This is a genomic window from Polaribacter staleyi, assembly GCF_038024045.1.
Taxonomy (GTDB): Bacteria; Bacteroidota; Bacteroidia; order Flavobacteriales; family Flavobacteriaceae; genus Polaribacter; species Polaribacter butkevichii.
This window is the reverse complement of sequence record NZ_CP150665.1, coordinates 2,409,567-2,433,397: the sequence shown is the minus strand read 5'-3', so window position 1 is coordinate 2,433,397 and position 23,831 is coordinate 2,409,567. Positions and strand designations below refer to the sequence as shown.

Sequence of the window (23,831 nt, the reverse complement as noted above, 5' to 3'; positions counted from 1 at the left end):
AATGTGTTTTTGTGGTAATTGTATTAATTACTACCAAATACACTATGCTATCATTTATTTATGAAACCAAGTGCTTTAAATATAAGGCGCTAAAAACCAGTATAATGAAAATCACAAAATATATAGCTGCTTTTTTAGTAGCAGTAACTTTATCATCATGTACGTCTAATAATGACGAAGAACTTATTAGTGGAGAAGGAGCATTAATTTTAGAGTTTGACAATGCTTATAATACGTCTGATTTGTTAATAAACAGCACTACTTATGATGCTAATGCAACCGAAGATATTACCATTTCTAAAGTAAAATACATTGTTAGTAATATTCGTTTAGAAGATGAAAACGGAACGGTTTTTACCTACCCAGAAAACGATTCTTATTTTATAGTAAGTGAAGAAGATGTAGCTTCTCAATTTGTAAACTTAGCAAATGTTCCTGCTGCAAATTACACAAAAGTAACTTTTGGAATTGGAGTTGATCAAGAAAAATACTTAGAAGGAGCAACCGGACAAGGAGATTTCTTAACAATAGCTCAAGAAGAAGGTATGATGTGGAGCTGGCAAGCTGGGTATAAGTTTTTTGTTTATGAAGGCACATATACTTCAGAAACAACAACTACAGCAACTGCTTTTGCTTTTCATATGGGTAGCCACGGTACTTCTTTAGATAATTATAAAGAGGTTACACTAGATTTGCCTAATACAGCAAGAGTTAGAACAAATTTAACTCCAGAGGTTCACTTTATAGCAAATGTTTCTAAGGTGTTATCTGGCACTACAGAATTTTTATTAGATGATGCACCTCAGATTCATGTAGATGGTGTAAAATCACCACAAATTGCAACCAATATTAATGGTATGTTTACGGTAGATCACGTGCATAATTAATCTAATTTATATAAAACGTAACTAGAAAATTTTTAGTTGCGTTTTATCATTTATGTATGAAAAAAATAATCCTACTTGTTTTTGGGGTTTGTTTATTTGTTTCTTGTTCTAACGATGAGGAAGAATATGTGGCAATCCCTACAAACTTAGCTTTAAAAATACCGAGTAATTTTCCTGAAATAGCATATAATTTAGAGCAAAATCCTTTAACAGAAGAAGGTGTTGCTTTAGGTAAAAAACTTTTTTATGAAGGAAGATTGTCTTCTAACGGAATTATTGCGTGCGGTTTTTGTCATGAACAAGCCTCTGCTTTTACACATCATGGTCATACGGTTAGTCATGGTGTTGATGGTGCAATTGGTTTTAGAAATGCACAACCTATTCAAAATTTAGCTTTTTTTAGCGAGTTTACTTGGGATGGAGCAGCAATTCATTTAGATCTGCAACCTATAATACCAATTACTAGCGAGGTAGAAATGAATGAAACCATTCCTTCTATTTTAGCAAAACTAAATTCTTACTCAGAGTATAATACTTTATTTACCAATGCTTTTGGCGATGCTGAAGTAACCTCAGAAAGAATGTTAAAAGCACTCTCTCAATTTATGGTTACGATGATTTCTGGAGATTCTAAATACGATAAAGTAGTTAGAAATGAAGATAATGTAGAATTTACAGATTCAGAAAAAAACGGATTCGAAATTTTTAAAAATAAATGTGCTGCTTGCCATTCTGGAGCCTTATTTTCTGATAAAACATATCGAAATAATGGAATTCCAGAAAATCCAAGATATCCAGAAGAAGAAGGTAGAAAACGCGTTTCTGGCTTTGTAGAAGATCTTTATAAATTTAGAGTGCCTAGTTTAAGAAATGTAGAAAAATCTTTTCCGTATATGCATGATGGTAGGTTTGGTACTTTAGAAGATGTTCTTAATTTTTATACGGATGGAATGACAGAAAACGGAGGTGTGGTAGACTCTTTATTGATAAAAGCCGATGGTAGTTTGGGGATCGATTTAACTACAAAAGATAAAGAAGATTTAATTGCTTTTTTAAAAACATTAACAGATAATACATTTTTAAATGATGAACGATTTGCAGAATATTAACATAAAAAACAAAACACTTATAATTGCTCTTTTTTTAATTTTCTTTTCTAATATTAAAGCAACGCATGCTTGCGATTTGTGCGGTTGTTCTACAACAAGTGGTAGTTTTGGTTTAGGAACTTTAAATAATGCTAGTTTTTTTGGGTTGCGTTATATTTATCAAAGTTTCGAATCTAAAGATGGAATTTTTACCAACTCACCTGTAAGTAAAGAAACCTTTCATACGTATCAACTTTGGGGAAGAGTCCCTGTAAGTGAAAATTTTTATGTGAGTGCCATATTGCCTTATCAAGATTTAAATAGAGCATTTACAGATAGAAATGAGCATATAAATGGTTTAGGAGATGCTACAATTATGGGGTGGTATAAAATTAGATTTTATAAAAAAAAGGATAAAGAAAAAGAAAAACTATACACCGTTGTAGCTAAAGAACCTTCTGGTCATTCTTTAGAAATTGGTTTGGGTACCAAGCTCCCTACAGGTAAATTTCAACAAGTGCTTACAGATAGAGTAAACCCAGGTTTTCAATTAGGATCTGGAAGTTTTGATGGAATTTTGGCACTTTCTCACAGTTATGGTGCAGATAAGTTTGGAGTAAATAGTACGTTAACGTATTATTTAAAAGGAGAAAATAAAAATGATTATAAGTTTGGAAACCAGTTTAGTTATGCGTCTAATTTCTTTTATGCAGTTTCTAAAGAAAAATACATGGTTTTGCCATTTGTAGGGCTTTCTGGCAATGTTTATAACAAAATAGAGCAGTATGGCGAAAAGATTGATAAAACCGAAGGAAACATCTTTAATGGTACTTTTGGAGCAGAAATAACGACTAAAGATTTTATTTTTGGCGCAAATTATACAGCACCAATAACTCATGATTTATTTGGTGGAAATGTAACTCCAAAACAATCATTCTCTCTTTATTTAAACTTTAATTTAAATAATTAATTTATTTATACAAAAAAAAAGACAAACGTATAAGTTTGTCTTTTTTGTATAGATATATATTGTTTGTTATTATCTCTGTAATCTACCAGTAGTATTTCCCTCTAAAATACTCATTACTTCTTTTTCGTTTGCGTAATTAATATCGCCTAAATAGGTATGTTTAATAGCACAAGCTGCACTACCAAATTCCATAGTTTTAAAGTCATCAAATTTTTGTAAACCATGAATTATTCCGGCAGCAAAAGCATCACCAGTACCAATTCTGTCTACAATATGTGTTATGTCTAAATCTTGGGTTTCTTGAAACTCTTTACCATTCCACATTCTTGCTCTAATTTTATGCCAAGAAGAATTAATAGAAGTTCTTATTTTGTCGAACACTTTTTCTATAGTAGGATATTTTTCCATTAATTGCTTACTAGCTTCAATAAAATCTTCATTAGAATAAGAAAAATTGGTATCTAAAAGTTCATTTATTTCATTTACACCTCCAATAAAAACGGTAGAATAATTAACTAATTCAGATAAAATTTCTTTTGGAATTCCACCCCATTTCCATAAACCACTTCTGTACGTTGGATCCGCAGAAATTCCCATACCTTTTTTTTGGGCAAGAATTAATCCTTCTTTTAGAGTTTCATAACCCCCTTTACAAAGTGCAGGTGTTATCCCTGTCCAATGAAACCATTTTCCTTTTTTTAAAGATTTTTCCCAATCAACCATTTCTGGTTGAATTTCAGAAAAAGAAGAGTGAGATCTGTTATAAGAAATAGAACTAGGTCTCATAACCGCACCAACTTCTAAAAAATAAACACCTAAAGGTCTATTAGAACGAACAATTGCAGAAGTACTAACGTCAAATTTTCTTAGAAAAGAAATTGCTGTATCACCTATAAAATCATCAGAAATACATGAAATATGTTTTACATCTGCTCCAAAATTTGATACAGAAATTCCAACATTTAATTCCGTACCACCAAAATAAAATTCTACTTGGTTAGATTGAATAAATTTTTTATTTCCTGAAGGAGAAATTCGCATTAAAACTTCTCCAAATGTAATTATCTGATTCATAATAAAAGATTTTATAAAACAAATATACTTTATATAAAAGAATTAAAGCGTTGTTTTATTTTAATTATATTGAGGTATTATTGAAGATGTAATAATGTTAATTCCTTTGTGTTAAAGGGGTTTTGGATGTTTTAATTTTTAAATAGTTCTTTTGATAAAAATAAAAACTGAATAAAAAAGCCATATTTACGTCAATTGGTTAACCAATTTTAAGTAAAATAAGTTAAAATCAAATTTGTATAATAAAAGAAAATGAACAACTAATTATGCTCTTAAAGAAGATATAAAACGAATAGTTTGGTTGTTAAACATTTCTGGTTGCTCTACATTTACCACATGACCACAATTTTCTATAACAAAAAGTGATGAAGTAACATGTTTGGCAACAATGTTTTTTATAGAAGGCAAAAACAAATGATCTTCGGCTCCCATTACGTATAGTGTAGGAATTTTAATATCTTTTGTTCTAAAAAAGCGTAAAAGTGGGTTAATTTCTGAGGTTAATTTAAACCAACGTAAAAATTCTTTTTGATATAATTTTTTCGCTTCGTTTACAAACAACAATCTAGAGTTTTTATGATTTTTCTTTGGCATGATAATAAATGCAAAGAGTTTGTATAAAAGCATATACGGTACTACAGACTTAAAAATGTTACCTACTTTCATTAATACTTGAGAGCGGAAATTCATTTTTATAATAGCGCCTCCCATAATCATGCTTTTTACCAATTCTGGTCTTTTTTCTGCAAGATTTCTAATAAGAATGGTTCCTAAAGAAATACCAATAAAATGAGATTTTTTAATTTTTAAATGATCAATTACTTCTACAATATCTGCCGTAATAGAATCAAAAGTATATTTTGCTTTAAAAGTATCTTTTAAGGTTGGTTTGCTATCTCCATGACCACGTAAGTCTAAAATTAACACATTAAAATGTTTTTTAAAATCTCTAACTTGTTTAAACCAGATAGAACTACTGCCTCCTGCTCCATGAACAAAAGTTACCCATTCTTTAGATTCTGTATGTGGATATGAGTAGTAGTTTAACAAAAATTTATTTTTTTACGTAATTATGTGAAACGCAAAAATAGGGTATTTATTTTTGATGAAAAAGAAAACGTTTTTTGTGCCTAAATATTATTTATAATTAATTTAAAATAGCCGCCTTAAAACAATTCTGTTTCATTTTTTTTAAAATTTTGTAAATTGCCTAAATGGAAAAACAAACTTCATCTAACGGTAAAAAAAAGAAATTTAATTACGAACAAGAATTAACCCTTTTGCATACAGAATTAGTACACATGCAAGAATGGGTTAAAAGCCAAGGTTTAAAAGTAGTGGTGCTTTTTGAAGGTAGAGATGCTTCTGGTAAAGGAGGAACTATAAAACGTTTTACAGAGCCTTTAAACCCTAGAATTTGTAAAGTGGTTGCTTTGGGTGTGCCTACAGAAAAAGAGAAGTCGCAATGGTATTTTCAGCGTTACGTGCAATATTTACCTGCAGCAGGAGAAATTGTGTTGTTTGATAGAAGTTGGTACAATAGAGCAGGTGTAGAAAAGGTAATGGGTTTTTGTACCGATGATGAGTATGATGAGTTTTTACGCTCTTGCCCAGAGTTTGAACGTATGTTGGTTAGATCGGGGATTATTGTTTTAAAATACTGGTTTTCTGTAAGTGATGAAGAGCAAGAAAGACGTTTTAAAAACCGTATTTCTAATCCTTTAAAAAGATGGAAATTTAGCCCGATGGATTTAGAATCTCGTTCTCGTTGGTTAGAATATTCTAAGGCAAAAGATCAAATGTTTGCGCATACAGATACCAAGCAAGTGCCTTGGTTTGTGGTAAACTCCGAGAATAAAAAGCGAGCAAGGTTAAATTGTATTAGTCATATGTTAAGTAAAATTCCGTATGAAAAAATGGATTTAAAACCTATAGAGCTTCCACCGTTACCAGATGGTAAAGCGTATGTTAGGCCACCTATGGATTATCAAACTTTTGTGCCAGAAAAATTTTAGTGTATAAACACAAAAAAGGCGAACATTTCTGTTCGCCAATCACTATTTGAATAAAGAAATTATTCTACTATTAACGTATATTGTGGTGTTGGGTTTAAAGGACAGAAATAAACATATTCTCCTTTTGTAAGTGTTACTTCTTTAGAAGTTTCTTTTGTGTTGTTTTTTACTTGTGCAGTTACATACGCGTTTTTAATGTGCGCTTTTACATCTGCTTTAGGAGCTAAAACAAAACCTACATTATGACCAACGTTGTTGTTTGCTACTTCAAAAATATAAGTTCCTTCAGATAATGTAAGTTGTTTCTGAGTAAACTCACCTTTTGTTTGTTCTAAAGAAACTGTTTTTGCTTCTTGTGCGTTTGTATTAAATGCAAAACCTAAAACTACTACTAAAATTGCGATTACTTTTTTCATGATTGTTGTGTATTATTATGGATTAAAAAATTGATTGTTTATTAAATTGTTGCTACTTCTAATGCTTGTGCTACAGGGAAATCTACGGCAACATCTGTTGTTTTATGAAAGTAGTTGGTAATGGTAATTTCTCCTATTAAGATAATTGCATCTGCCAAGTTTCCTTTGGTATATCCTGCTGCGTATAAGTTTTCTACTGCTTCTGGTGTTGCAGCTCCTCTGTTTAAAGATACACTTCTAGAAAATTTTGCTAAAGCATCTAATTTTGAGTCAAAAGAAGCTTCACCTGCTCTTAGTTCTAAGATTTGCTCTTCTGTAAAACCATTCATTTTACCAATGGCTGTGTGTGCAGATAAACAATACACACAATTGTTTACTTGACTTACCGCTAGGTTTATTACTTCTTTTTCTTTGGCAGAAAAACTAGTTTTTCCGTTTCCTATTGCTAAAAAGTTACCTAATGCAGTTTCACTGTGTGCAAATGCTGCGTATAAGTTAGGTACAAAACCTAATCCTTTTTCTAACTGTGTAAAAATTGCTTGGTTATTTGATGATACTTCGTTTTTTGTTGGTACGTTAAATGTGCTCATAATTTTATTTTTAAAATGTTTTATTATTACTGTTTTGTGTTGCTTTTATATTAAGCTTCGCATTTGCAAAGTTGTTGTTCTGGGTTTTGATCGTCGTAGGTTTGGTATCCCCAACAATTTGGGCATTGTGTGTTTTCTATAGTTTTCATAATTGTTGTTTTGTTGTTGTTATTAATTGACTCTGCAAAGATGCAACCGATAGTGACTTCAAAAATTGGACAAAAGTTCCTTTGATTTGGACTCGTTAAAAAGTTGTCTTTTTTTTGATGATTGCAGTGCTTATTTTAAGTTGTCTATTTTACTTCTTAAACTGCTTTCTGTAATTAAACCCGTATGTCTGTCTGCAGGTGCTCCGTCTTTAAAGAAAATTAATGTTGGTATGTTTCTAATATTAAACTTTGCTGCTACTTCTGGATATTCATCAACATTTACTTTTTTAATGGTAATGTTGTCTTGTAACTCGTCTGCTAATTTGTTGATGGTTGGCAATAAAGTCTGACAAGGGCCACACCAGTCTGCATAAAAATCTAATAATACATTGCTGTTGTTTTCTATAACATTGTTAAAGTCTGTTTGTTCTAATTGAATTTCCATTTTTTCTTATTTTTAATTGCTGCTAAAGCAGGATTTATATCTTGTTGTTGTGTTGTTATTGTTACACACTGCAAAGATGCAACCGAGATAGAGGTTTAAAAATGGACAAAAGTTCTTACTGTTTGGACAAGGCAAAAATCTTGGTAAAAATGCACGCGTGAAGGATAGAGCAAGTTGTTTGAGCTCTTTTAAAGTTTGATAAAACTTTAAAAAGCGAGTTGCGAAAGCCTGACCTGATAAGGGCACGCCCAAGAAAAATAAAAAATGTTGAGTGAAGCTAAAACAATAAACCACAAACTTGTCATTTCGACAATAGGAGAAATCTCATAACAGTGATACCACAACACCAACCAAACTTTATGAGATTTCTCTCAAAAGGGTCGAAATGACAAAGCTGGATAAAAAAATACAAACCTTGTTACTTTGTGTTTTATGAAGCTAAGGGAAATAAATAGCCGGCTAATATTCCTTTTTAAATTGCAAAGGCGATTTTAAAATGGCCTTTGTAAAAAAGCGTGTAAAATAAGCAGGATCGTTAAAACCAAGCTCAAAGGCAATTTCTTTTACCGTTTTATCTGTGTAAATTAATTGACGTTTTGCTTCTAACAAAATGCGGTTTTTAATAAAGTCTGATGGTGTTTTTGCACCCAACTTCTGAAAATGTTTGCTAATAGATTTTGGCGAAAGTCCCAATCTGTTTGCGTAGTCTGTTACCGAGTGCATGGTTTTAAAATTCTGTTCTACCAACAAACTAAAATCTTTAAAAAGACGGGTTTCGGTGTCTTCTTTAATTACATGGTTTTCCTTTTTTACACGAACCGAAGAAATAATAAATTGCTTTAAATAAGATTGCAACATATCGTACTGTGCAGTTTCGTTTTGTTGAAACTCTTCTATAAGACTCTCTAAAATAAAGTTGAGTTTTTTGGTGTCTTTTTCGCAGGGTTTTACAAAGGGTGTTTCATATATATTGTTGAATAGAATTCCGTTGCAAGCTACTTCTGTATCGTGGGTTTGTATGCAATAAAAGTCTCTTACAAAGGTAAGTTTGTAGGCTGTTTTTATTTGTTCGGAATCTACTGTAAATACTTGTCCGGGTGATAAAAAGAACAACACATTGTCGTTAAACGTATAGCTTTCAAAATCGATATTATAAGTTCCACTTCCTTCTTGAATCCAATAAATAGAATAGGCGTTTTGTTGCACAGAATGATCTATGGTACACGCTTTTTCAAACTGAACCGTACTTACAGAAAAGGTTTCTTTAAAGGAATATTTTACAATGTCTTGTACTGCCATATATTGGTTTTATGGTTGGTTGGTCGTAAAGTTTATTGTTTCTTTTCAATTTTTTTAAAACGAACATTTTGGGGTAAAGGAGAAGAATATTCTTTACTAACTATTTTCCTTCTCATTGAAGGTTTGTCTTTAAAATGACGAGAAATATTTTTTACTATATCTAAATAATTATCAGAACCATCTTCTTTTTGATGATAATATATTTTTATAGAACGACAATTTTTATGTTCAAAAATAGTGTTTAACATGACCCTGTCTGATAAACCACAAGAGTGTCCTAAAATGATAACTTGAAATTTTTCACTATCAATTGTACTTAAAAGCTGGTCATAATTATTATTTTGAAAATATTGAAACGATTTAAAGAATTCTAAATATTTATTATCATCTATATTTTCTATCAGTTGATAATCTTCATCCATTTCATCTCCAAATCCGAAAACTGGTTTAAAATTTTCTGAATCTATTTCACCATGAATACTATTGATATTACCGTTTTCCATAGTCCCATCATATGTTTCTAGAAAATAAAGATGAGAACTGTCAGTGTAATTAAAGTTTACAATATAAGAGTAACAATGAATTTTATTATTTACTTTTTCATCTTTGTAAATCTTTGAAATATGTTCTGAGTCTGAGAAGGTGGAAAATTCCCGAGTATCCCATTTATTATCATTTAAAGAAGAGTTTGGTTTAAAAATTTTATACATTTCTAAAAACGCTTCTTTTGTTGTAATTTTCTCAATATTAAACTTTAGAAGAACTTTTTCTTTTAAATATTTGATTAAAAGATTTTTAACTTCTTCGAATTCTTTATTTAGTTTTTCTACCTTTTCTTTTTTTTCTATCAAATGATCTTCTTCACTTTTAGTGATTTGAAGTTTTGGAAGGTTAACAATTTTTTTTAATTGTAAATAATATTCATTTTCAATATCAACCCAGTTTTCAATGTAGTTTTTGCTGTTAATTAAGATGAAAAAATCATTTTTAACTTTTAACAAAACTCTTCTAAGAAATTTATTTTCGGCAAATAATGTATCACGTTTATAAGAAATATCTCTTGAAACAGACGTATTCATTAAAGTGTCAAAATCGTTGAAGTTTTCTATATTCTTCTTTAATAGGAATCTAACTAAATCATCTCCTAATTCAAAAATCTTACTTAATTCAGGATCTGAATGATTATTGGCTAAATTTTTCCAAATATCATCTATAAAATGCTTGTAAGAAGTTGGTAGACCATGAGCTAAATCAAAGCCATTTCCAACGAGTATTAGTTTATTCATTTGCAGTTTTCTTTTTCATCACTAAGTTAGTGAAAATAAAAACCAACAAAGCAGGCAATACCCAACCCAAACTATGTTCGGCAAAAGGGATGATGCTTTTAATTCCGGTTAAGTTTTCTCTAGGAATGATAAACCCTAAAAAATCTGGAATACTAAAAATAAAAGTGATAATTACTACACCTCTAAAAACCAATTTAGAAGCATATTTTTCTGGGACTACATTTAGTAGAATTAATACAATTGTTATAGGGTATACAAACATTAAAGCAGGTACAGCAACATCAATAATAAAACCAACATCGTTACTACCAACAATAATACCTATAACTGCAGAAACAGCAGCGGTAATTGTATAAGCTGTGTTAGAATTATTGCAGATTCCTCTTACATAATCTGCGGTTCCTGTAATAACTCCAATTGCTGTAGTAAAACAAGCTAAAGCAACTAAAACACTTAAAAAAGTGCTTCCTAAATGCCCTAAAGTTAGTGTGCTTAATCCAGATAAAATTTCAATTCTTGTTGCATTTTCAGCAAAAGTTGATGAGAATAAAGCCCCGCTAAAAATTAAGCCTCCGTAAATTAATAGCAAACCTGCTCCCGCAATGATTCCTGCTTTGGTAACAAGTTCTTTTTTTGCATCAAAAGTGGTATGCCCGCGCAAGTGTAAAGAGATTACAATTACTGCCCCAAGAATAACACCGGCAATGGCATCAAAAGTTTGGTAACCTTCTAAGATTCCGTCTACAAAAGGATGTTTAAATACTGCAGGATTTATGGTGCCAGGTGAAGTAAAGCTAGCAATTGCAATAATTATTAATAGAATTAGTACAATAATGGGCGTTAAAAACTGACCAATTAAACTAATTATTTTAGAGCGATTAACGGCAAATAAAAAGACCAAAACAAAGTAAATTACACTTGTAACCAATGCAGAAGACTCAAAAAAGGGCTGAATTGCTATTTCGTGTGTTACCGCAGCCGTTCTTGGGGACGGAATTGCTATGGCAATGATGTAAATTAAAAAACAATAAATGGTGCTAAATAACGGAGAAACTTTTTTACCAAAATCATACAAAGTTCCTTGTAATCTTGCATGTGCAAAAATTGCCAAAATAGGAATAGCAATAGCTGTTATTACAAAACCTAAAATAACAACCCACCAATCGGGTCCTGCTTTTACGCCTAAAGATGTTGGTAAAATTAAATTTCCTGCTCCAAAAAAGAGTGAAAATAATGCAAAACCTGCAATCCAAATTTCTTTTGTCTTATTCAATTTAGTTTGCTTTTTTAAGATGTAAATCACCAAAATCGAAACTAAAATCGGTTATAGGTGCAATAGGTTTCATGGTTGCATTTGTTGCATTTCCTTTTTCATCAAAAGTAAAGTTTACAAAAACATCTGCATCAAAACTTCTGTTGTTCCATTTTGCAACGTAGGTAGTTTGGTTGTAAGGTAATAATTGTCCCACTAATTTAGAAGAACGTTCACATTTTATAGTGTAAGAAGTTCCGTCATTAGAAATTATAATATTTCCAAACCAATTGTCTTTGTAAGTACCAACAATTTGACTTGGTTTAGGCAAGCTTAGGTCTTTTTTAGCTAGTTCTACTTTGCTGTAAATAGCTGTTTTTAAACTATCGTTATATTTTAAATACTTGGTGTTGTTTGTGCCTAATTTGTTTAACCAGTTTCTATCGTTATAACCTAAATAAGCATCTTTAATTGTGTTTGTAACGGTATTAAAAGCGCCTCCATTCATTTGATTGGTTAAAACAATAATTGCCAAATCTAAATCTGGAATCATCGTAAACTGAGTTACCGTACCTAATAAACCACCTGTATGATATACTTGTTTGTGCCCGCCTTTTACATCGGTTAAAAACCATCCTAAACCATAACCTCTAAAATTAGAGTTATAAGTATCATTTTTTCTAACCTTTAAAGGTGTTTGTAATTGCCAAAGTTCGTGAAATTGAGTTTCGCTTAACAAACGTGTTCCGTTTTTTGTAACAGCATCATTCATTAAAAATTGTGCCCAGGTAAGCATGTCGTTTACGTTACTCATAATTCCGCCAGCAGGATTTGCAGTTTCGCTCCAATCGTGCGGAATTTGTATTACTTTTCCTTCTGCTCTTGTGTGTGCATCAATTATATTTGTTCTATTTGTAACTCTATTGTAAGATGCTTTACTGTTGTTCATGCCAACAGGTTTCATAATTTTAGTTTCAATAAATTCTTCCCAAGAAAGACCACTTACACGTTTTAAAACTTCACCAGCAATAATAAACATATTGTTATTGTATGCAAATTTGCTTCTAAAAGACGTTTCTGGTTTTAAGTATTTTACGTTGTTAATTACATCAGCAACATGAAAATCATTTCCTTCTGGGAAAAACATTAAATCTCCTGCACCTAAACCCATTCCGCTTCTGTGTGTTACCAAATCTCTCACGGTAAATTGTTCTGTTACCCAAGCATCATATAATTGAAATTCCGGAATGTGTTTTCTAACTTTATCGTCCCAATTTAATTTCCCAGCATCTACCATCATTGCTAAAGCAAAACAAGTAAAACCTTTACTATTAGATGCAATACCAACTAAGGTATTCTCATTCATGTCTTTTTTATTAGTTAAAGAACGAACTCCGTGTCCTTTTGCGTACACTATTTTTCCGTCTTTTAAAATTCCGACAGAAATACCCGGTACATCAAAGGTTTTTAAGGTTTTTTCAATTAAGTTATCGAGATTTTTTTCTGGTATTTGTGCGTTGCTATTAATGGTTGTAAAAGAGGTTATTAATAGTACTAAAATGGAGATACTTGCGTGTTTAAAGTTGTACATTATTGAGGTAATTTTTATCCTTGAAATATACATATTTTTCATATCTTTAAAGATGATATTTTATAAATATTATAGGAGCCCTAAAAGGGGTTTAAACTCCTTTTAGGGCTAGTGTGAATAAAAATAAAACATGCGCGAATTAGAAACCATTAAGTTAGATTATTTTTATCATATTTATAATAGAGGAATTAATGGTGAAGATTTGTTTTATTCTGATGAAAACTATCGCTATTTTTTAAAATTATATAAAAAATATATTTTTCCTGTTGCGGAAACCTTTGCTTGGTGCTTGTTAAAAAATCATTTTCATTTATTAGTAAAAATTAGAAGTGAATCAGAAATTTGTGCTTACTTTTCTATTGATACAGAAAAAGCAGCTAAAAAACCATCCCAACAATTTTCTCATTTTTTTAATGCCTATGTACAAGCTATTAATAAGCAAAATAAACGGCATGGTTCTTTGCTAGAAAAACCATTTCGAAGAATAGAATTAAAAGATGAAACCTATCTAAAGAATTTGATTTTATATATTCATAATAATCCTATTCAGCATGATTTTGTTAAAAAATTGACTGATTACCCTTGGAGTTCCTACTTTTCTATAATTTCAGATAAAAATTCTGCGATTGAAAAAGATAAAGTAATTTATCAATTTGATACAAAAGAAAATTTTATAGATTCGCACCAACAAAAAATTGATAGTATTATTATAGAAAAATGGTCAAACATTTAGAATAATATGGTTTTGTTAAGTAGCCCTAACAGGGTTTCAAAACCCTGTTAGGGTTAAATAATTTCGAATTTATTGACGATGATTTTAGATTATAAAAAAGCTATGATTTCTTATACTGATTCAGGAAAAGGAACTGCCGTAGTTCTAATTCATGGTTTTTTAGAAAATGCCACGATGTGGGATAAAATTACTCCTGAATTAACCAAAAGAAACAGAGTAATTACAATTGATTTACTAGGTCACGGAAAGTCTGATTGTTTAGGTTATGTACATGCTATGGAGTTGTTTTCTGAAACTGTAGAAGCGGTTTTAAAGCACTTGAAAATTAGAAAATTTATTTTGGTTGGCCATTCTTTAGGAGGTTATATTTCTTTAGCGATTGCCAAAATAAATCCTACTAAAATAAAGGGATTGTGTTTGTTAAATTCAACTTCTAATGAAGATTCTGAAGAACGAAAAAAAATAAGAACAAGGGCAAATAAATTGGTGCAAAATAATTTTGAAAACATGGTTAAAATGTCCGTGTCAAATTTATTTAATCAAGAAAATTTATCAAAATTTAAAGAAGAAATAGAAGCTGTAAAAACAGCAGCATTACAAACTTCGTTACAAGGGTATATTGCAGCGCAAGAAGGTATGAAATTACGTGAGAATATGAATGCTTTTTTAGCAGATAGTCAATTTAAAAAAATGATTATTATGGGGGCAAAAGACCCTGTTTTAGATTTAGAAATATCTAAAGTAGAAGCTAAAAAAATTAATGCGGAGTTGGTGGTTTTTCCTGACGGACACATGAGTCATATTGAAAACACGCAAGAATTGATTATTACTTTAAAATATTTTCTTAAAAACTGTTAAACTTAACGGTTATCTTATTATTTACTGTAATGTGTTGAGTATTTATTCGACTATCAATAAAATTTAATAGAATGAAGCATTTTTTATTATTCTTATTTTTAGGAATTTCAACAACTTTATCGGCACAACAGATAGATTATAATACTAAAAAAGGCTTTGTTGCCGAAGGGTACGATGTGGTTTCTTATTTTGTAGATAAAAAACCTGTAGAAGGAAAAAATAAATTTCAAACAAATTATGACGGTGCTAAATTTAGATTTTCTTCAGAGAAACATTTAAAAATGTTTACAGAAAATCCTAAAAAGTACGTGCCTCAGTATGGAGGGTATTGTGCGTATGCTGTTGCTGAAAAAAATACAAAAATGTACATAGATGCAGAAGCTTATGAGATTAGAGATGGTAAGCTATACTTATTTTACAGCTCTTTCTTTGGAAACAAGTTAGATGATTGGAAAGAAGGAAATACAAAAAAGTTACAAATTAAAGGAGATGAAAATTGGGAGGTTTTAAAGCATAAAAAAAATAAATAATGAAAAAATTTGGACTATTTTTTTTACTGATATCATTTACGGCATTCGGACAAAAGCATGATTATAATACTAAAAAAGGCTTTGTTGCCGAAGGGTACGATGTAGTTTCTTATTTTGGTAATAAAGCTGAAAAGGGAGCTGAAAAATTTAGAACAACATACGATGGTGTGCAGTTTAAGTTTTCATCAAAAGAACATTTAGAAACGTTTAAAAAAGAACCCAAAAAATACATACCTGCCTACGGTGGTTATTGTGCTTATGCAATTGGTGTAAAGGCAGAAAAAGTGTCTATAGATCCGGAAACGTTTGAAATTAGAGGAGGTAAATTATATTTATTTTACAATTCTTGGGGAATAAATACGTTAGAGTTATGGCAAGAAGAAGGAGCAGAGAAACTTAAAGAAAAAGCAGATAAAAACTGGCTAAAAATAATTAAATAGTAATCGTTGGAAGCAGTCTTGGGGGAGATTTGTGAATGTAGATGAAAAAAAAGAGCTGAATTAACATTCAGCTCTTTTCTTGTTTTATAAAGTAGATGTTACTCTGCTTTTAATAAATAATATGTTTTTTTACCACGTTGTAATAACACATATTTATTGGCAATTAAGTCTTCTTTAGTAATAGAATAATCCTCTTTTACTTTTTCTTTATTTACAGAAATTGCGTTTTCTTTTAAAGCTCTTCTAGCATCTCCGTTAGATTTTAAGAAGTTTGTTTTTGCGGCTAAAGCACCAATCATATCTAAGCCTTCTTCTACATCAACGGTAGCAACAGTTGCTTGTGGCACACCTTCAAAAACATCTAAAAAAGTTTGTTCATCTAAAGATTTTAAATCGGAAGCTGTAGATTTTCCGAATAAAATATTAGAAGCTTTTAGGGCATTTTCATACGCTTCTTTTCCGTGTGTTAAAATAGTTACTTCTTCTCCTAGTTTCTTTTGTAATAAACGTAAATGCGGGTTTTCTGTATGTTCTGCAATTAAGTTTTCTATGGTTTCCTTGTCTAAAAATGTAAACTTTTTAATAAAGTTTTCTGCATCTTCATCCGAAGAATTTAACCAATATTGGTAATATTTGTAAGGAGAAGTTCTGTCTGCATTTAACCAAACGTTACCTCCTTCTGTCTTACCAAATTTTGTTCCGTCTGCTTTTGTAACTAAAGGAACAGTAATTGCATAGGCTTTTCCTTGCGCTTTTCTACGGATTAATTCTGTACCTGTGGTAATGTTACCCCATTGGTCAGAACCACCCATTTGTAGTTTACAATTTTTCTCTGTGTATAAGTGATAAAAATCGTATCCTTGAAATAATTGGTAGGTAAATTCTGTAAAACTCATTCCAACAGAAGATTCAGAACTCAAGCGTTTTTTTACAGAATCTTTTGCCATCATGTAGTTTACAGTGATGTGTTTACCAGTATCTCTTACAAAATCGATTAATGAAATATCTTTCATCCAATCGTAATTGTTAACCAGTTCTGCTTTGTTTTCTGCGGTAGCATCAAAATCTAAAAAACGTTCTAAATTTTCTCTCACTCCAGCAATATTTTTTGCTAAAGTAGCTTCGTCTAACAAATTACGTTCTGCAGATTTTCCAGAAGGATCACCAACCATACCTGTAGCACCACCAATTAATGCAATAGGGTTATGGCCCGCATTTTGAAAGTGTTTCAAAATGAAAATCTGTACCAAACTACCAATATGTAGAGAGTCTGCAGTTGGGTCGAAACCAATATAACCTGCAGTTTTATTTTTTAATAAATAGTCTTCTGTATCTGGCATAATATCATGCAATAATCCACGCCAGCGTAATTCTTCAACAAAATTTGTCATTATAAATCTAAATTAATTCAATTCAAAATACGAATGTCAAACTGAGCTTGTCGAAGTTTTTTTTGTATTGATACTGTAAATCATCAATTTCGACAAGCTGAATTTGACATGTTTAGCAATTAATTATTTGCTATTTTCATTGTGCAAAGATAAACTTATCAATGAAAAAATCATAAATTCGCCCTATGATTTTAGTTACCGGAGGAACAGGTTTAGTAGGCGCGCATTTATTGTATCATTTAGTTAAAAATGATGAAAAAGTACGTGCTATTTATCGAACTGAAGAAAAAATAGAAGCCGTAAAGAAAGTTTTTTCTTTGTATTCTGATGATGTAACGCTGGTTTCTAAAATAGAATGGTTTAAAGCTGATATTACAGAGGTACCTGCTATGATTCCTGCTTTTGTAGATGTTGATAAAGTGTATCATTGTGCTGCGTTTATTTCTTTTAATCCGAGAGATTATCGAGAAATGCGAAAAGTAAATATTCATGGAACTGCCATTATTGTAAATCTTGCTATTGATGCAAAAGTGAGTAAGATTTGTTTTGTAGGTTCTATTGCTTCTGTAGGGAATTCTTTAAACAGAAGTTTGATTACCGAAGAAAATGAATGGAATCCGGAAGAAGATAATAGTGGATATTCGATAACAAAGTTTGGTGCAGAAATGGAAATTTGGCGTGCAAGCCAAGAAGGAGTAGATGTGGTTATTGTTAATCCTGGTGTTATTTTAGGAAGTGGTTTTTTTACAGCGGGTTCGGGTAAATTATTTTCTCAAGTCTATAATGGTTTCAAATATTACACAAAAGGAGTTACTGGTTTTGTTGGCGTAAAAGATGTCGTTGAGGTGATGATTCAATTAATGAATTCTAGTATTAAAAATGAGCGTTTTATTTTGGTGTCAGAAAATAAATCATTTAAAGAAATCCTTTGTTCTATTGCTCGGTATTTTGGTAAAAAAGAACCCACAAAAAACATAAAACCTTGGCAAACGGGTGTTTTTTGGAGGTTTTCTTGGTTTTTGTCTTTAATTACTAGAAAAGAACCTTTATTAAGTAAATACTCTGCAAGAAGTGCTCATTCAGTCTCTAAATATTCATCAGAAAAAGTAGAAAAGAGTTTATCTTTTCAGTTTGAAAAAATAGAAGATGTTATAAAAAGAGTTTGCAATAATTTTACTCGTTTTCAGAGTTTTTAATAGAATCTGATTTTCGTAAATTAACGGCTGCTTTTTTAATAGAATCTTTTCTAATAGAGTCTTTTACAGTTTGTATTTTACTGTAGAATTCTTTTTTTTGATCTAAGTTATTTTGAACATCTTGCAGCATTTCTTCATATAAATCTATTTTAGAAGTGTAATAGAAATTACTGTTTTGAAAACGTAGACTGTCTATTTTATACTTATCGTATACAAATGCCATGTAATTAATTTTCTTTTGATCGTTATTGTTCTTCACAAATTTAGCTGAAGAAGCAATCATCATGTCTTGAATCAATAACGTCATTGTATCTCTAGGAATCAGGTCTTCTGGTTTCTTAAAAATAGTGTTACTGGTACAAGAAGCTAAAAAAAGAACAACAAGTAAATAGCTTAATTTTTTCATATTAGCGATTAAAAGTAAGGCGTTTTCCTTTAATATTATCATTAAATTTCCCCTCGTTGTAGATTAAATTTCCATTAACAAATGTATGGGTTATGGTTGATGAAAATGTGGTGCCTTCAAAAGGAGACCAACCGCATTTGTATAAAATATTGTCTTTAGAAACAGTTTGCGACTTGTTGGTATCAATTAAAACGATATCGGCAAAATAGCCTTCTTTTATAAAGCCACGTTTTTCAATTTGAAATAATTTTGCAGGATTATGACTCATTTTTTCAACCGCTTTTTCAATTGAAATTACGCCTTCTTTAACTTTTTCTAAAACGGCAGTTACAGCATGTTGCACTAAAGGTCCACCACTTGGTGCTTTTGTGTATACATTGTCTTTTTCTTCTAAAGTATGAGGAGCATGATCTGTTGCTAAAACATCTATTCTATCATCTAAAAGGGCTTCCCATAAACCTAATCTGTCTTTTTCTGTTTTTACAGCAGGATTCCATTTTATGTGCGTTCCTTTTTCATCATAATCTTTGTCAGAAAACCATAAATGATGAATACAAACTTCTGCAGTAATCTGCTTTTCTTCTAAAGGAATGTCATTTCTAAAAAGCTCAGTTTCTTTGGCTGTAGATAAATGAAAAATATGCAATCTAGCGCCCGTTTTCTTTGCCAGTTCAATTGCTTTAGAAGATGATAAATAACAAGCTTCTTCACTTCTAATAATTGGGTGGTATTTTACAGGAATGTCATCTCCGTATTTATCTATAAACTCTTGCGTGTTTTTTCTGATGGTAGCTTCATCTTCACAATGTACAGAAATAATCATTTTTGTTGATGAGAAAATTTTCTCTAGAATTTCTTCATTATCAACCAACATATTTCCTGTAGAAGAGCCTAGAAACAATTTAATTCCGGCTACTTTTTTAGGATCTGTTTTTAATAATTCTTCTAAATTATCATTGGTACCACCAAACATAAAAGAATAGTTGGCATAAGAATCGTTGGCTGCAATTGTAAATTTATCTTCTAATAAATCTTGAGTCGTAGCTTGTGGTACGGTGTTTGGCATTTCAATAAAAGTAGTAATTCCGCCAGCAACAGCAGCTCTACTTTCTGTGGCAATATTAGCTTTGTGTGTTAAACCAGGTTCTCTAAAGTGTACTTGATCATCAATAAAACCAGGAATTAAGTATTTACCATCAGCATCAACAACTTCAACATTTTCTGTTGCTTTTATGTTTGATGAAATTTCTTTTATCAATTCGTTTTCAATTAAAACATCACCTAAAAAAGTGTTGTTTTCATTTACAATTCTTGCGTTTTTTATTAAAGTTGATTTTGCCATGTTTTCTTCTTAAATATCCATTTTCATATTTACTAAACCCTTTGTAAAACCAAAGCGTTCGTAAGATTTTATAGCGTCAGAATTGTTGCTATAAACATCTAATCTTAATTCTTTTAAATCTTTTTCTTTAGCCCAATTTTTTAGAGCTTCTAAAATTAATTTACTAATTCTGTTTCCTCTAAAAGATGGTTTTACAAATATAAAACCAATATACCCATGTTTTGGATTTTTATGATAATGTTTAGAATTTTCTATCCTTAAGTAACCAGAAGCAACTAATTGGTTGTTAGAAACGGCAACAATTAAATGAATGTTTTTATTGGTAATTAATTCGGGAATATTGTAGTAAAACAATTTACCATCACCTAAAAAAGGGTCTAAAGGTCTTTCTGCTTTTATAACTCCTTGCTCAAATTCTAATAAAGTTTCTAAATCGTTTAGGTTAGCCGTTCTTATAGAAAATTTATTCATGTTATTTCTATTTAGGCAATCCTTTTAACTTCATTTTTATTACACCAAACAAAGCCTCATAAACAATATTACCACTCATTTTAGAGGTTCCTAAGGTTCTGTCTGTAAAAATAACAGAGACTTCTTTTATGTTAAAACCATGTTTCCATGCTTTAAATTTCATTTCTATTTGAAAAGCATATCCTACAAATTTAATTTTATCTAACTGTATGGTTTTTAGTACTTTTTTGTTCCAACAAACAAAACCAGCGGTAGTGTCAAAAAGTGGAATTCTTGTAATAAAACGAACATATTTTGAAGCAAAATAAGAAAGAAGTAATCTTTTCATATCCCAGTTTACTACGTTTACTTGGTTGTTTACATATCTAGAACCTACAGCAACATCACCTCCTTCTTTTTTACAAGCATTGTAAAGACGAACCAAATCTTTTGGGTTATGAGAAAAATCGGCATCCATTTCAATAATATAGTCGTAGTTTTTTGCTAGCGCCCATTTAAAACCATGAATATAAGCAGTGCCTAACCCATTTTTACCTAACCTTTTTTCTAAAAATAGTCTATTTGGAAATTCTAAAATTAAGTTTTCTACAATTTGTGAAGTTCCGTCAGGAGAATTATCATCCACAACCAAAATATGAAATTCTTTTTTTTGATTAAAAGTGGTTCTAATGATAACTTCTATGTTTTCTTTTTCGTTATAAGTAGGTATAATGACTAACGCGTCTGACATAAATAAAATTTCATGTGGTAAGTAGGCAAATATACATTATTTAATTACTAATTTTGTGTTAATCTTACCAAAACAGAAAAAGGTGCAAGCATTAGACAGAGCAGTCGTTGATAATAGTTGGATTACCATATTGTTGGTAGGTTTATTTGCCTGCGTTTTTCTTTTAAGAGGTATAAGCGTTGTAAGGTTAAGAGGTAGTGTTTATTCTTTAATAAACCCAACTTTTCTTGAAACTGAAATTGAAGAAAATTCGTCGTTTTTTAACTCATTTAAAAGCGTGATTTTTATATTTTCTGTATTCGTACTTTCGCTGTTAATTTATAAAATTTATCTACATTTCACTCCTTACTCTCCTGAAGGTTTTTATGTTTTTTTAAAAATTTGTGGAGTTGTTTTCTCTTATTTTGTTGTAAAAAGGTTGTTAGAGTTTCTACTTTCTTCTTTGTTTTTGATTCATAAAAAGCTAGATTTTTTTTTAGTTTCTAAGTCTATTTATTTGTACGCTGTTTCTTTTTTGCTGCTTATAGCCTTGGTTTTAGAGGAGTATTCACCATTAAACACGCAATTTTTAGTTTATTTTTCTGGAGTATTATTTTCAATTCGTTTTATATTTCATGGGGTTCGTAATAAAAAGCTGATTTTTAGCGAGTTGTTTTATTTTATTTTGTACCTTTGCGCCTTCGAAATAGCACCGCTATTTATACTGTTTAAATTGCTGTTTTAACTACAAAATGAAAGCATATGAAAGTGAAAACGATTTTAGTATCACAACCAGAACCAAAGACAGAAACATCACCTTATTTTGACTTGTCTGATAAACAAAAAGTTAAGATAGATTTTAGACCTTTTATTCATGTAGAAGGAATCTCTGTTAAAGAAGTAAGAGGAGAAAAAGTAGACTTAAATAAGTTTACAGCTATTATATTAACTAGTAGAAATGCTGTAGATCATTTTTTTAGAATTGCAGAAGAAATGCGCTTTAAAGTGCCAGATTCAATGAAATATTTTTGTCAGTCAGAAGCCGTGGCTTATTACTTGCAGAAATACGTAGTGTATAGAAAACGTAAAATTTATGTAGGTACTAGATCGTTTCTAGATTTAACAAAATTAATTAAGAAGCATAAAACTGAAAAATTTTTATTACCAAGTTCAGATAAGTTAAAACCTTTAATTCCAGAAGAATTAGATAAATTAGGTATAAACTGGAAACGTTTAGATTTATATAGAACTGTTGTTAGTGATTTGTCTGATCTAGAAGATGTTTTTTATGATGTATTGGTGTTTTTTAGTCCATCAGGTATAGAATCATTATTACAAAATTTTCCAGATTTTAAACAAAACAATACTAGAATTGCTGCTTTTGGTAATTCTACTGTAAAAGCAGTAACAGAAGCTGGTTTTAAGTGTGATATAGAAGCACCGTCACCAGAAACACCTTCTATGACAATGGCTTTAGATAAGTATATTAAAGCAGTAAATAAGAAATAAAATATTCTAAAACTAATTTAGAATACTCTATAAAATAGATAAAAACCGAACAGAAATGTTCGGTTTTTTTGATTTATAATATTTTTTATCGTGAGATTTTTACTCTTAATATTATTGTGGGTTTCGTATTTTTTAAATACCTTCAATGAGAATATCTTAACAAATAAAAATAGAGTAGCATGACTAAAAAATTGATAACATTTGGTGAAGTAATGATGCGTTTATCCCCTCCAGGATATTCTAAATTTTCTCAAGCAACCTCTTTCGACTTGGTGTATGGAGGTGGTGAAGCTAATGTGGCAATTTCTTGTGGTTATTTAGGAATGAAAGCAGCACACGTTACCCGTTTTCCGGATAATGCATTAGGTAAAGCGGCAACTCAATTTTTGCGAAAACATTGGTTAGGTACAGCAAATGTTATTTATGGCGATGATATGTTAGGTAAATATTTTCTAGAAAAAGGCGCTGTACATAGACCCAGTGAAGTAATTTATGAAAGAGAAGGTTCTGCTTTTTCTTTAATAAAACCAGAAATGGTTAATTGGGAAGAAGTGCTAGAAGGTGCGGATTGGTTTCATTGGACAGGGATTACACCAGCCATTTCAGAAGGTGCAGCTATGTGTTGTTTAGAAGCTATTAAAACTGCCAATAAAATGGGAATTAAGGTTTCTGGCGATATCAATTCTCGTAAAAATATGTGGAAATACGGTAAAACCATGCAAGAAGTAATGCCAGAATTAGTAAAAAACACAGACATTGTAATTTCTAGTAATCGAGGTATTCATGAAATCTTTGGTCTTGGAGAGTTGGGAGGCGGATTTAGTGGATCTGCTAAATTATTAATGGAGAAATTTCCAAGAATAGATAAAGTTGTAGGGAAAACTAGAAAATCTATCAGTGCTTCTCATCAGCAAATACAAGGTAAAATGTGGACTGGTAAAAAGTTTATAAAAGCAGAAACATTAGATGTTACACATGTTATAGATCGTGTTGGTACAGGAGATGCTTTTGCGTCTGGTTTAATTTACGGATTGTTACATTATGATAATGATATGGACGCTTTAAATTTTGCAACAGCTGCTTGTGCCTTAAAACACACGGTAGAAGGCGATGTAAATATGGTTTCTGTAGAAAATGTAACTAGTTTAATGGGTGGTAATACCTCAGGGAAAATAAAAAGATAA

General features: G+C 30.7%; 26 protein-coding genes. 12 read left to right on the top strand and 14 right to left on the bottom strand.

Annotated features, from left to right (window positions below):
* Positions 1–104: 104 nt before the first annotated feature.
* From WHD07_RS10375 to WHD07_RS10365, 3 genes are read left to right on the top strand one after another with little or no spacing between them, the layout of a single operon-like run.
* Complete coding sequence (locus tag WHD07_RS10375; RefSeq protein ID WP_343328329.1) at positions 105–887, top strand: MbnP family protein; 783 nt, start codon at positions 105–107, stop codon at positions 885–887.
* Between the two features lie 56 nt (positions 888–943).
* Positions 944–1,996, top strand: a complete 1,053-nt coding sequence (locus WHD07_RS10370; RefSeq protein WP_343328328.1) for a cytochrome-c peroxidase — start codon at positions 944–946, stop codon at positions 1,994–1,996.
* Positions 1,971–2,945, top strand: coding sequence for a hypothetical protein (locus WHD07_RS10365; RefSeq protein ID WP_343328327.1), 975 nt, complete (start codon positions 1,971–1,973; stop codon positions 2,943–2,945). Before WHD07_RS10370 ends, WHD07_RS10365 begins: the two co-directional genes overlap by 26 nt.
* 69 nt (positions 2,946–3,014) lie before the next feature.
* Here WHD07_RS10365 and WHD07_RS10360 read toward each other — a convergent pair whose 3' ends face one another.
* Complete coding sequence (locus WHD07_RS10360; RefSeq protein WP_343328326.1) at positions 3,015–4,019, bottom strand: sugar kinase; 1,005 nt, start codon at positions 4,017–4,019, stop codon at positions 3,015–3,017.
* A 264-nt stretch (positions 4,020–4,283) separates the two neighbouring features.
* Positions 4,284–5,069: an alpha/beta fold hydrolase gene (locus tag WHD07_RS10355; RefSeq protein ID WP_105049854.1), complete on the bottom strand. Its 786-nt coding sequence runs from the start codon at positions 5,067–5,069 to the stop codon at positions 4,284–4,286.
* A 164-nt stretch (positions 5,070–5,233) separates the two neighbouring features.
* Here WHD07_RS10355 and ppk2 point away from each other — a divergent pair, with 164 nt between their 5' ends.
* A complete protein-coding gene (gene ppk2, locus WHD07_RS10350; protein ID WP_343328325.1) occupies positions 5,234–6,034 on the top strand; it encodes a polyphosphate kinase 2 in 801 nt (266 codons plus the stop codon).
* A 59-nt stretch (positions 6,035–6,093) separates the two neighbouring features.
* Here ppk2 and WHD07_RS10345 read toward each other — a convergent pair whose 3' ends face one another.
* The 7 genes from WHD07_RS10345 to WHD07_RS10315 form a co-directional block, all read right to left on the bottom strand.
* A complete protein-coding gene (locus WHD07_RS10345; protein ID WP_343328324.1) occupies positions 6,094–6,450 on the bottom strand; it encodes a cupredoxin domain-containing protein in 357 nt (118 codons plus the stop codon).
* 41 nt (positions 6,451–6,491) lie between these two features.
* Complete coding sequence (locus tag WHD07_RS10340) at positions 6,492–7,040, bottom strand: carboxymuconolactone decarboxylase family protein (RefSeq protein WP_343328323.1); 549 nt, start codon at positions 7,038–7,040, stop codon at positions 6,492–6,494.
* 279 nt (positions 7,041–7,319) lie between these two features.
* The gene (gene trxA / locus WHD07_RS10335; RefSeq protein WP_343328322.1) at positions 7,320–7,634 is read right to left on the bottom strand and encodes a thioredoxin; all 315 of its coding nucleotides are present in this window, start codon (positions 7,632–7,634) and stop codon (positions 7,320–7,322) included.
* A 459-nt stretch (positions 7,635–8,093) separates the two neighbouring features.
* Positions 8,094–8,933, bottom strand: coding sequence for a helix-turn-helix domain-containing protein (locus WHD07_RS10330; RefSeq protein ID WP_343328321.1), 840 nt, complete (start codon positions 8,931–8,933; stop codon positions 8,094–8,096).
* 32 nt (positions 8,934–8,965) lie between these two features.
* A complete protein-coding gene (locus tag WHD07_RS10325) occupies positions 8,966–10,219 on the bottom strand; it encodes an AbiH family protein (protein ID WP_343328320.1) in 1,254 nt (417 codons plus the stop codon).
* Positions 10,212–11,492, bottom strand: a complete 1,281-nt coding sequence (gene brnQ / locus WHD07_RS10320) for a branched-chain amino acid transport system II carrier protein (protein ID WP_343328319.1) — start codon at positions 11,490–11,492, stop codon at positions 10,212–10,214. Before brnQ ends, WHD07_RS10325 begins: the two co-directional genes overlap by 8 nt.
* Position 11,493: 1 nt before the next feature.
* On the bottom strand, positions 11,494–13,062 hold the full coding sequence (locus WHD07_RS10315; protein ID WP_343328318.1) for a serine hydrolase: 1,569 nt from the start codon (positions 13,060–13,062) through the stop codon (positions 11,494–11,496).
* 130 nt (positions 13,063–13,192) lie between these two features.
* Between WHD07_RS10315 and WHD07_RS10310 the strand changes: the two genes are divergently transcribed.
* The 4 genes from WHD07_RS10310 to WHD07_RS10295 all read left to right on the top strand — a co-directional run bounded on the left by WHD07_RS10310 (position 13,193) and on the right by WHD07_RS10295 (position 15,623).
* On the top strand, positions 13,193–13,795 hold the full coding sequence (locus tag WHD07_RS10310) for a hypothetical protein (protein WP_343328317.1): 603 nt from the start codon (positions 13,193–13,195) through the stop codon (positions 13,793–13,795).
* 78 nt (positions 13,796–13,873) lie between these two features.
* Complete coding sequence (locus tag WHD07_RS10305; protein ID WP_343328316.1) at positions 13,874–14,653, top strand: alpha/beta hydrolase; 780 nt, start codon at positions 13,874–13,876, stop codon at positions 14,651–14,653.
* 71 nt (positions 14,654–14,724) lie between these two features.
* A complete protein-coding gene (locus tag WHD07_RS10300) occupies positions 14,725–15,183 on the top strand; it encodes a YHS domain-containing (seleno)protein (RefSeq protein WP_343328315.1) in 459 nt (152 codons plus the stop codon).
* The gene (locus WHD07_RS10295; protein ID WP_343328314.1) at positions 15,183–15,623 is read left to right on the top strand and encodes a YHS domain-containing (seleno)protein; all 441 of its coding nucleotides are present in this window, start codon (positions 15,183–15,185) and stop codon (positions 15,621–15,623) included. The genes WHD07_RS10300 and WHD07_RS10295 overlap by 1 nt, the downstream gene beginning before the upstream one ends.
* Positions 15,624–15,721: 98 nt before the next feature.
* On the opposite strand, the gene tyrS is transcribed toward WHD07_RS10295, so the two are convergent.
* Positions 15,722–17,014, bottom strand: coding sequence for a tyrosine--tRNA ligase (tyrS, locus tag WHD07_RS10290; protein ID WP_343328313.1), 1,293 nt, complete (start codon positions 17,012–17,014; stop codon positions 15,722–15,724).
* Between the two features lie 185 nt (positions 17,015–17,199).
* Between tyrS and WHD07_RS10285 the strand changes: the two genes are divergently transcribed.
* Entirely contained in the window at positions 17,200–18,210 is a 1,011-nt protein-coding gene (locus tag WHD07_RS10285; RefSeq protein ID WP_343328312.1) for an NAD-dependent epimerase/dehydratase family protein, read from the top strand.
* On the opposite strand, the gene WHD07_RS10280 is transcribed toward WHD07_RS10285, so the two are convergent.
* From WHD07_RS10280 to WHD07_RS10265, 4 genes are read right to left on the bottom strand one after another with little or no spacing between them, the layout of a single operon-like run.
* Positions 18,188–18,616 carry a DUF4296 domain-containing protein gene (locus WHD07_RS10280; protein ID WP_343328311.1) on the bottom strand — a complete coding sequence of 143 codons (429 nt, stop codon included), beginning with the start codon at positions 18,614–18,616 and terminating at the stop codon, positions 18,188–18,190. The genes WHD07_RS10285 and WHD07_RS10280 overlap by 23 nt on opposite strands.
* A gap of 1 nt (position 18,617) precedes the next feature.
* A complete protein-coding gene (locus tag WHD07_RS10275) occupies positions 18,618–19,958 on the bottom strand; it encodes a dihydroorotase (RefSeq protein WP_343328310.1) in 1,341 nt (446 codons plus the stop codon).
* A gap of 9 nt (positions 19,959–19,967) precedes the next feature.
* The gene (locus tag WHD07_RS10270) at positions 19,968–20,429 is read right to left on the bottom strand and encodes a GNAT family N-acetyltransferase (RefSeq protein WP_343328309.1); all 462 of its coding nucleotides are present in this window, start codon (positions 20,427–20,429) and stop codon (positions 19,968–19,970) included.
* A gap of 7 nt (positions 20,430–20,436) precedes the next feature.
* On the bottom strand, positions 20,437–21,159 hold the full coding sequence (locus WHD07_RS10265) for a polyprenol monophosphomannose synthase (protein ID WP_105049869.1): 723 nt from the start codon (positions 21,157–21,159) through the stop codon (positions 20,437–20,439).
* Positions 21,160–21,214: 55 nt separating this feature from the next.
* Here WHD07_RS10265 and WHD07_RS18280 point away from each other — a divergent pair, with 55 nt between their 5' ends.
* The 3 genes from WHD07_RS18280 to WHD07_RS10255 all read left to right on the top strand — a co-directional run bounded on the left by WHD07_RS18280 (position 21,215) and on the right by WHD07_RS10255 (position 23,831).
* A complete protein-coding gene (locus WHD07_RS18280) occupies positions 21,215–21,883 on the top strand; it encodes a DUF4271 domain-containing protein (protein ID WP_422897636.1) in 669 nt (222 codons plus the stop codon).
* A gap of 17 nt (positions 21,884–21,900) precedes the next feature.
* Complete coding sequence (locus tag WHD07_RS10260) at positions 21,901–22,647, top strand: uroporphyrinogen-III synthase (RefSeq protein ID WP_343328308.1); 747 nt, start codon at positions 21,901–21,903, stop codon at positions 22,645–22,647.
* Positions 22,648–22,826: 179 nt separating this feature from the next.
* On the top strand, positions 22,827–23,831 hold the full coding sequence (locus WHD07_RS10255; RefSeq protein WP_105049872.1) for a sugar kinase: 1,005 nt from the start codon (positions 22,827–22,829) through the stop codon (positions 23,829–23,831).

Coding starts and splice junctions, on each gene's coding strand:
- WHD07_RS10375 (WP_343328329.1), top strand. CDS start 105: ATGAAAATCACAAAATATATAGCTGCTTTTTTAGTAGCAGTAACTTTA.
- WHD07_RS10370 (WP_343328328.1), top strand. CDS start 944: ATGAAAAAAATAATCCTACTTGTTTTTGGGGTTTGTTTATTTGTTTCT.
- WHD07_RS10365 (WP_343328327.1), top strand. CDS start 1,971: ATGATGAACGATTTGCAGAATATTAACATAAAAAACAAAACACTTATA.
- WHD07_RS10360 (WP_343328326.1), bottom strand. CDS start 4,019: ATGAATCAGATAATTACATTTGGAGAAGTTTTAATGCGAATTTCTCCT.
- ppk2 (WP_343328325.1), top strand. CDS start 5,234: ATGGAAAAACAAACTTCATCTAACGGTAAAAAAAAGAAATTTAATTAC.
- WHD07_RS10345 (WP_343328324.1), bottom strand. CDS start 6,450: ATGAAAAAAGTAATCGCAATTTTAGTAGTAGTTTTAGGTTTTGCATTT.
- WHD07_RS10340 (WP_343328323.1), bottom strand. CDS start 7,040: ATGAGCACATTTAACGTACCAACAAAAAACGAAGTATCATCAAATAAC.
- trxA (WP_343328322.1), bottom strand. CDS start 7,634: ATGGAAATTCAATTAGAACAAACAGACTTTAACAATGTTATAGAAAAC.
- WHD07_RS10330 (WP_343328321.1), bottom strand. CDS start 8,933: ATGGCAGTACAAGACATTGTAAAATATTCCTTTAAAGAAACCTTTTCT.
- WHD07_RS10325 (WP_343328320.1), bottom strand. CDS start 10,219: ATGAATAAACTAATACTCGTTGGAAATGGCTTTGATTTAGCTCATGGT.
- WHD07_RS10315 (WP_343328318.1), bottom strand. CDS start 13,062: ATGTACAACTTTAAACACGCAAGTATCTCCATTTTAGTACTATTAATA.
- WHD07_RS10310 (WP_343328317.1), top strand. CDS start 13,193: ATGCGCGAATTAGAAACCATTAAGTTAGATTATTTTTATCATATTTAT.
- WHD07_RS10305 (WP_343328316.1), top strand. CDS start 13,874: ATGATTTTAGATTATAAAAAAGCTATGATTTCTTATACTGATTCAGGA.
- WHD07_RS10300 (WP_343328315.1), top strand. CDS start 14,725: ATGAAGCATTTTTTATTATTCTTATTTTTAGGAATTTCAACAACTTTA.
- WHD07_RS10295 (WP_343328314.1), top strand. CDS start 15,183: ATGAAAAAATTTGGACTATTTTTTTTACTGATATCATTTACGGCATTC.
- tyrS (WP_343328313.1), bottom strand. CDS start 17,014: ATGACAAATTTTGTTGAAGAATTACGCTGGCGTGGATTATTGCATGAT.
- WHD07_RS10285 (WP_343328312.1), top strand. CDS start 17,200: ATGATTTTAGTTACCGGAGGAACAGGTTTAGTAGGCGCGCATTTATTG.
- WHD07_RS10280 (WP_343328311.1), bottom strand. CDS start 18,616: ATGAAAAAATTAAGCTATTTACTTGTTGTTCTTTTTTTAGCTTCTTGT.
- WHD07_RS10275 (WP_343328310.1), bottom strand. CDS start 19,958: ATGGCAAAATCAACTTTAATAAAAAACGCAAGAATTGTAAATGAAAAC.
- WHD07_RS10270 (WP_343328309.1), bottom strand. CDS start 20,429: ATGAATAAATTTTCTATAAGAACGGCTAACCTAAACGATTTAGAAACT.
- WHD07_RS10265 (WP_105049869.1), bottom strand. CDS start 21,159: ATGTCAGACGCGTTAGTCATTATACCTACTTATAACGAAAAAGAAAAC.
- WHD07_RS10260 (WP_343328308.1), top strand. CDS start 21,901: ATGAAAGTGAAAACGATTTTAGTATCACAACCAGAACCAAAGACAGAA.
- WHD07_RS10255 (WP_105049872.1), top strand. CDS start 22,827: ATGACTAAAAAATTGATAACATTTGGTGAAGTAATGATGCGTTTATCC.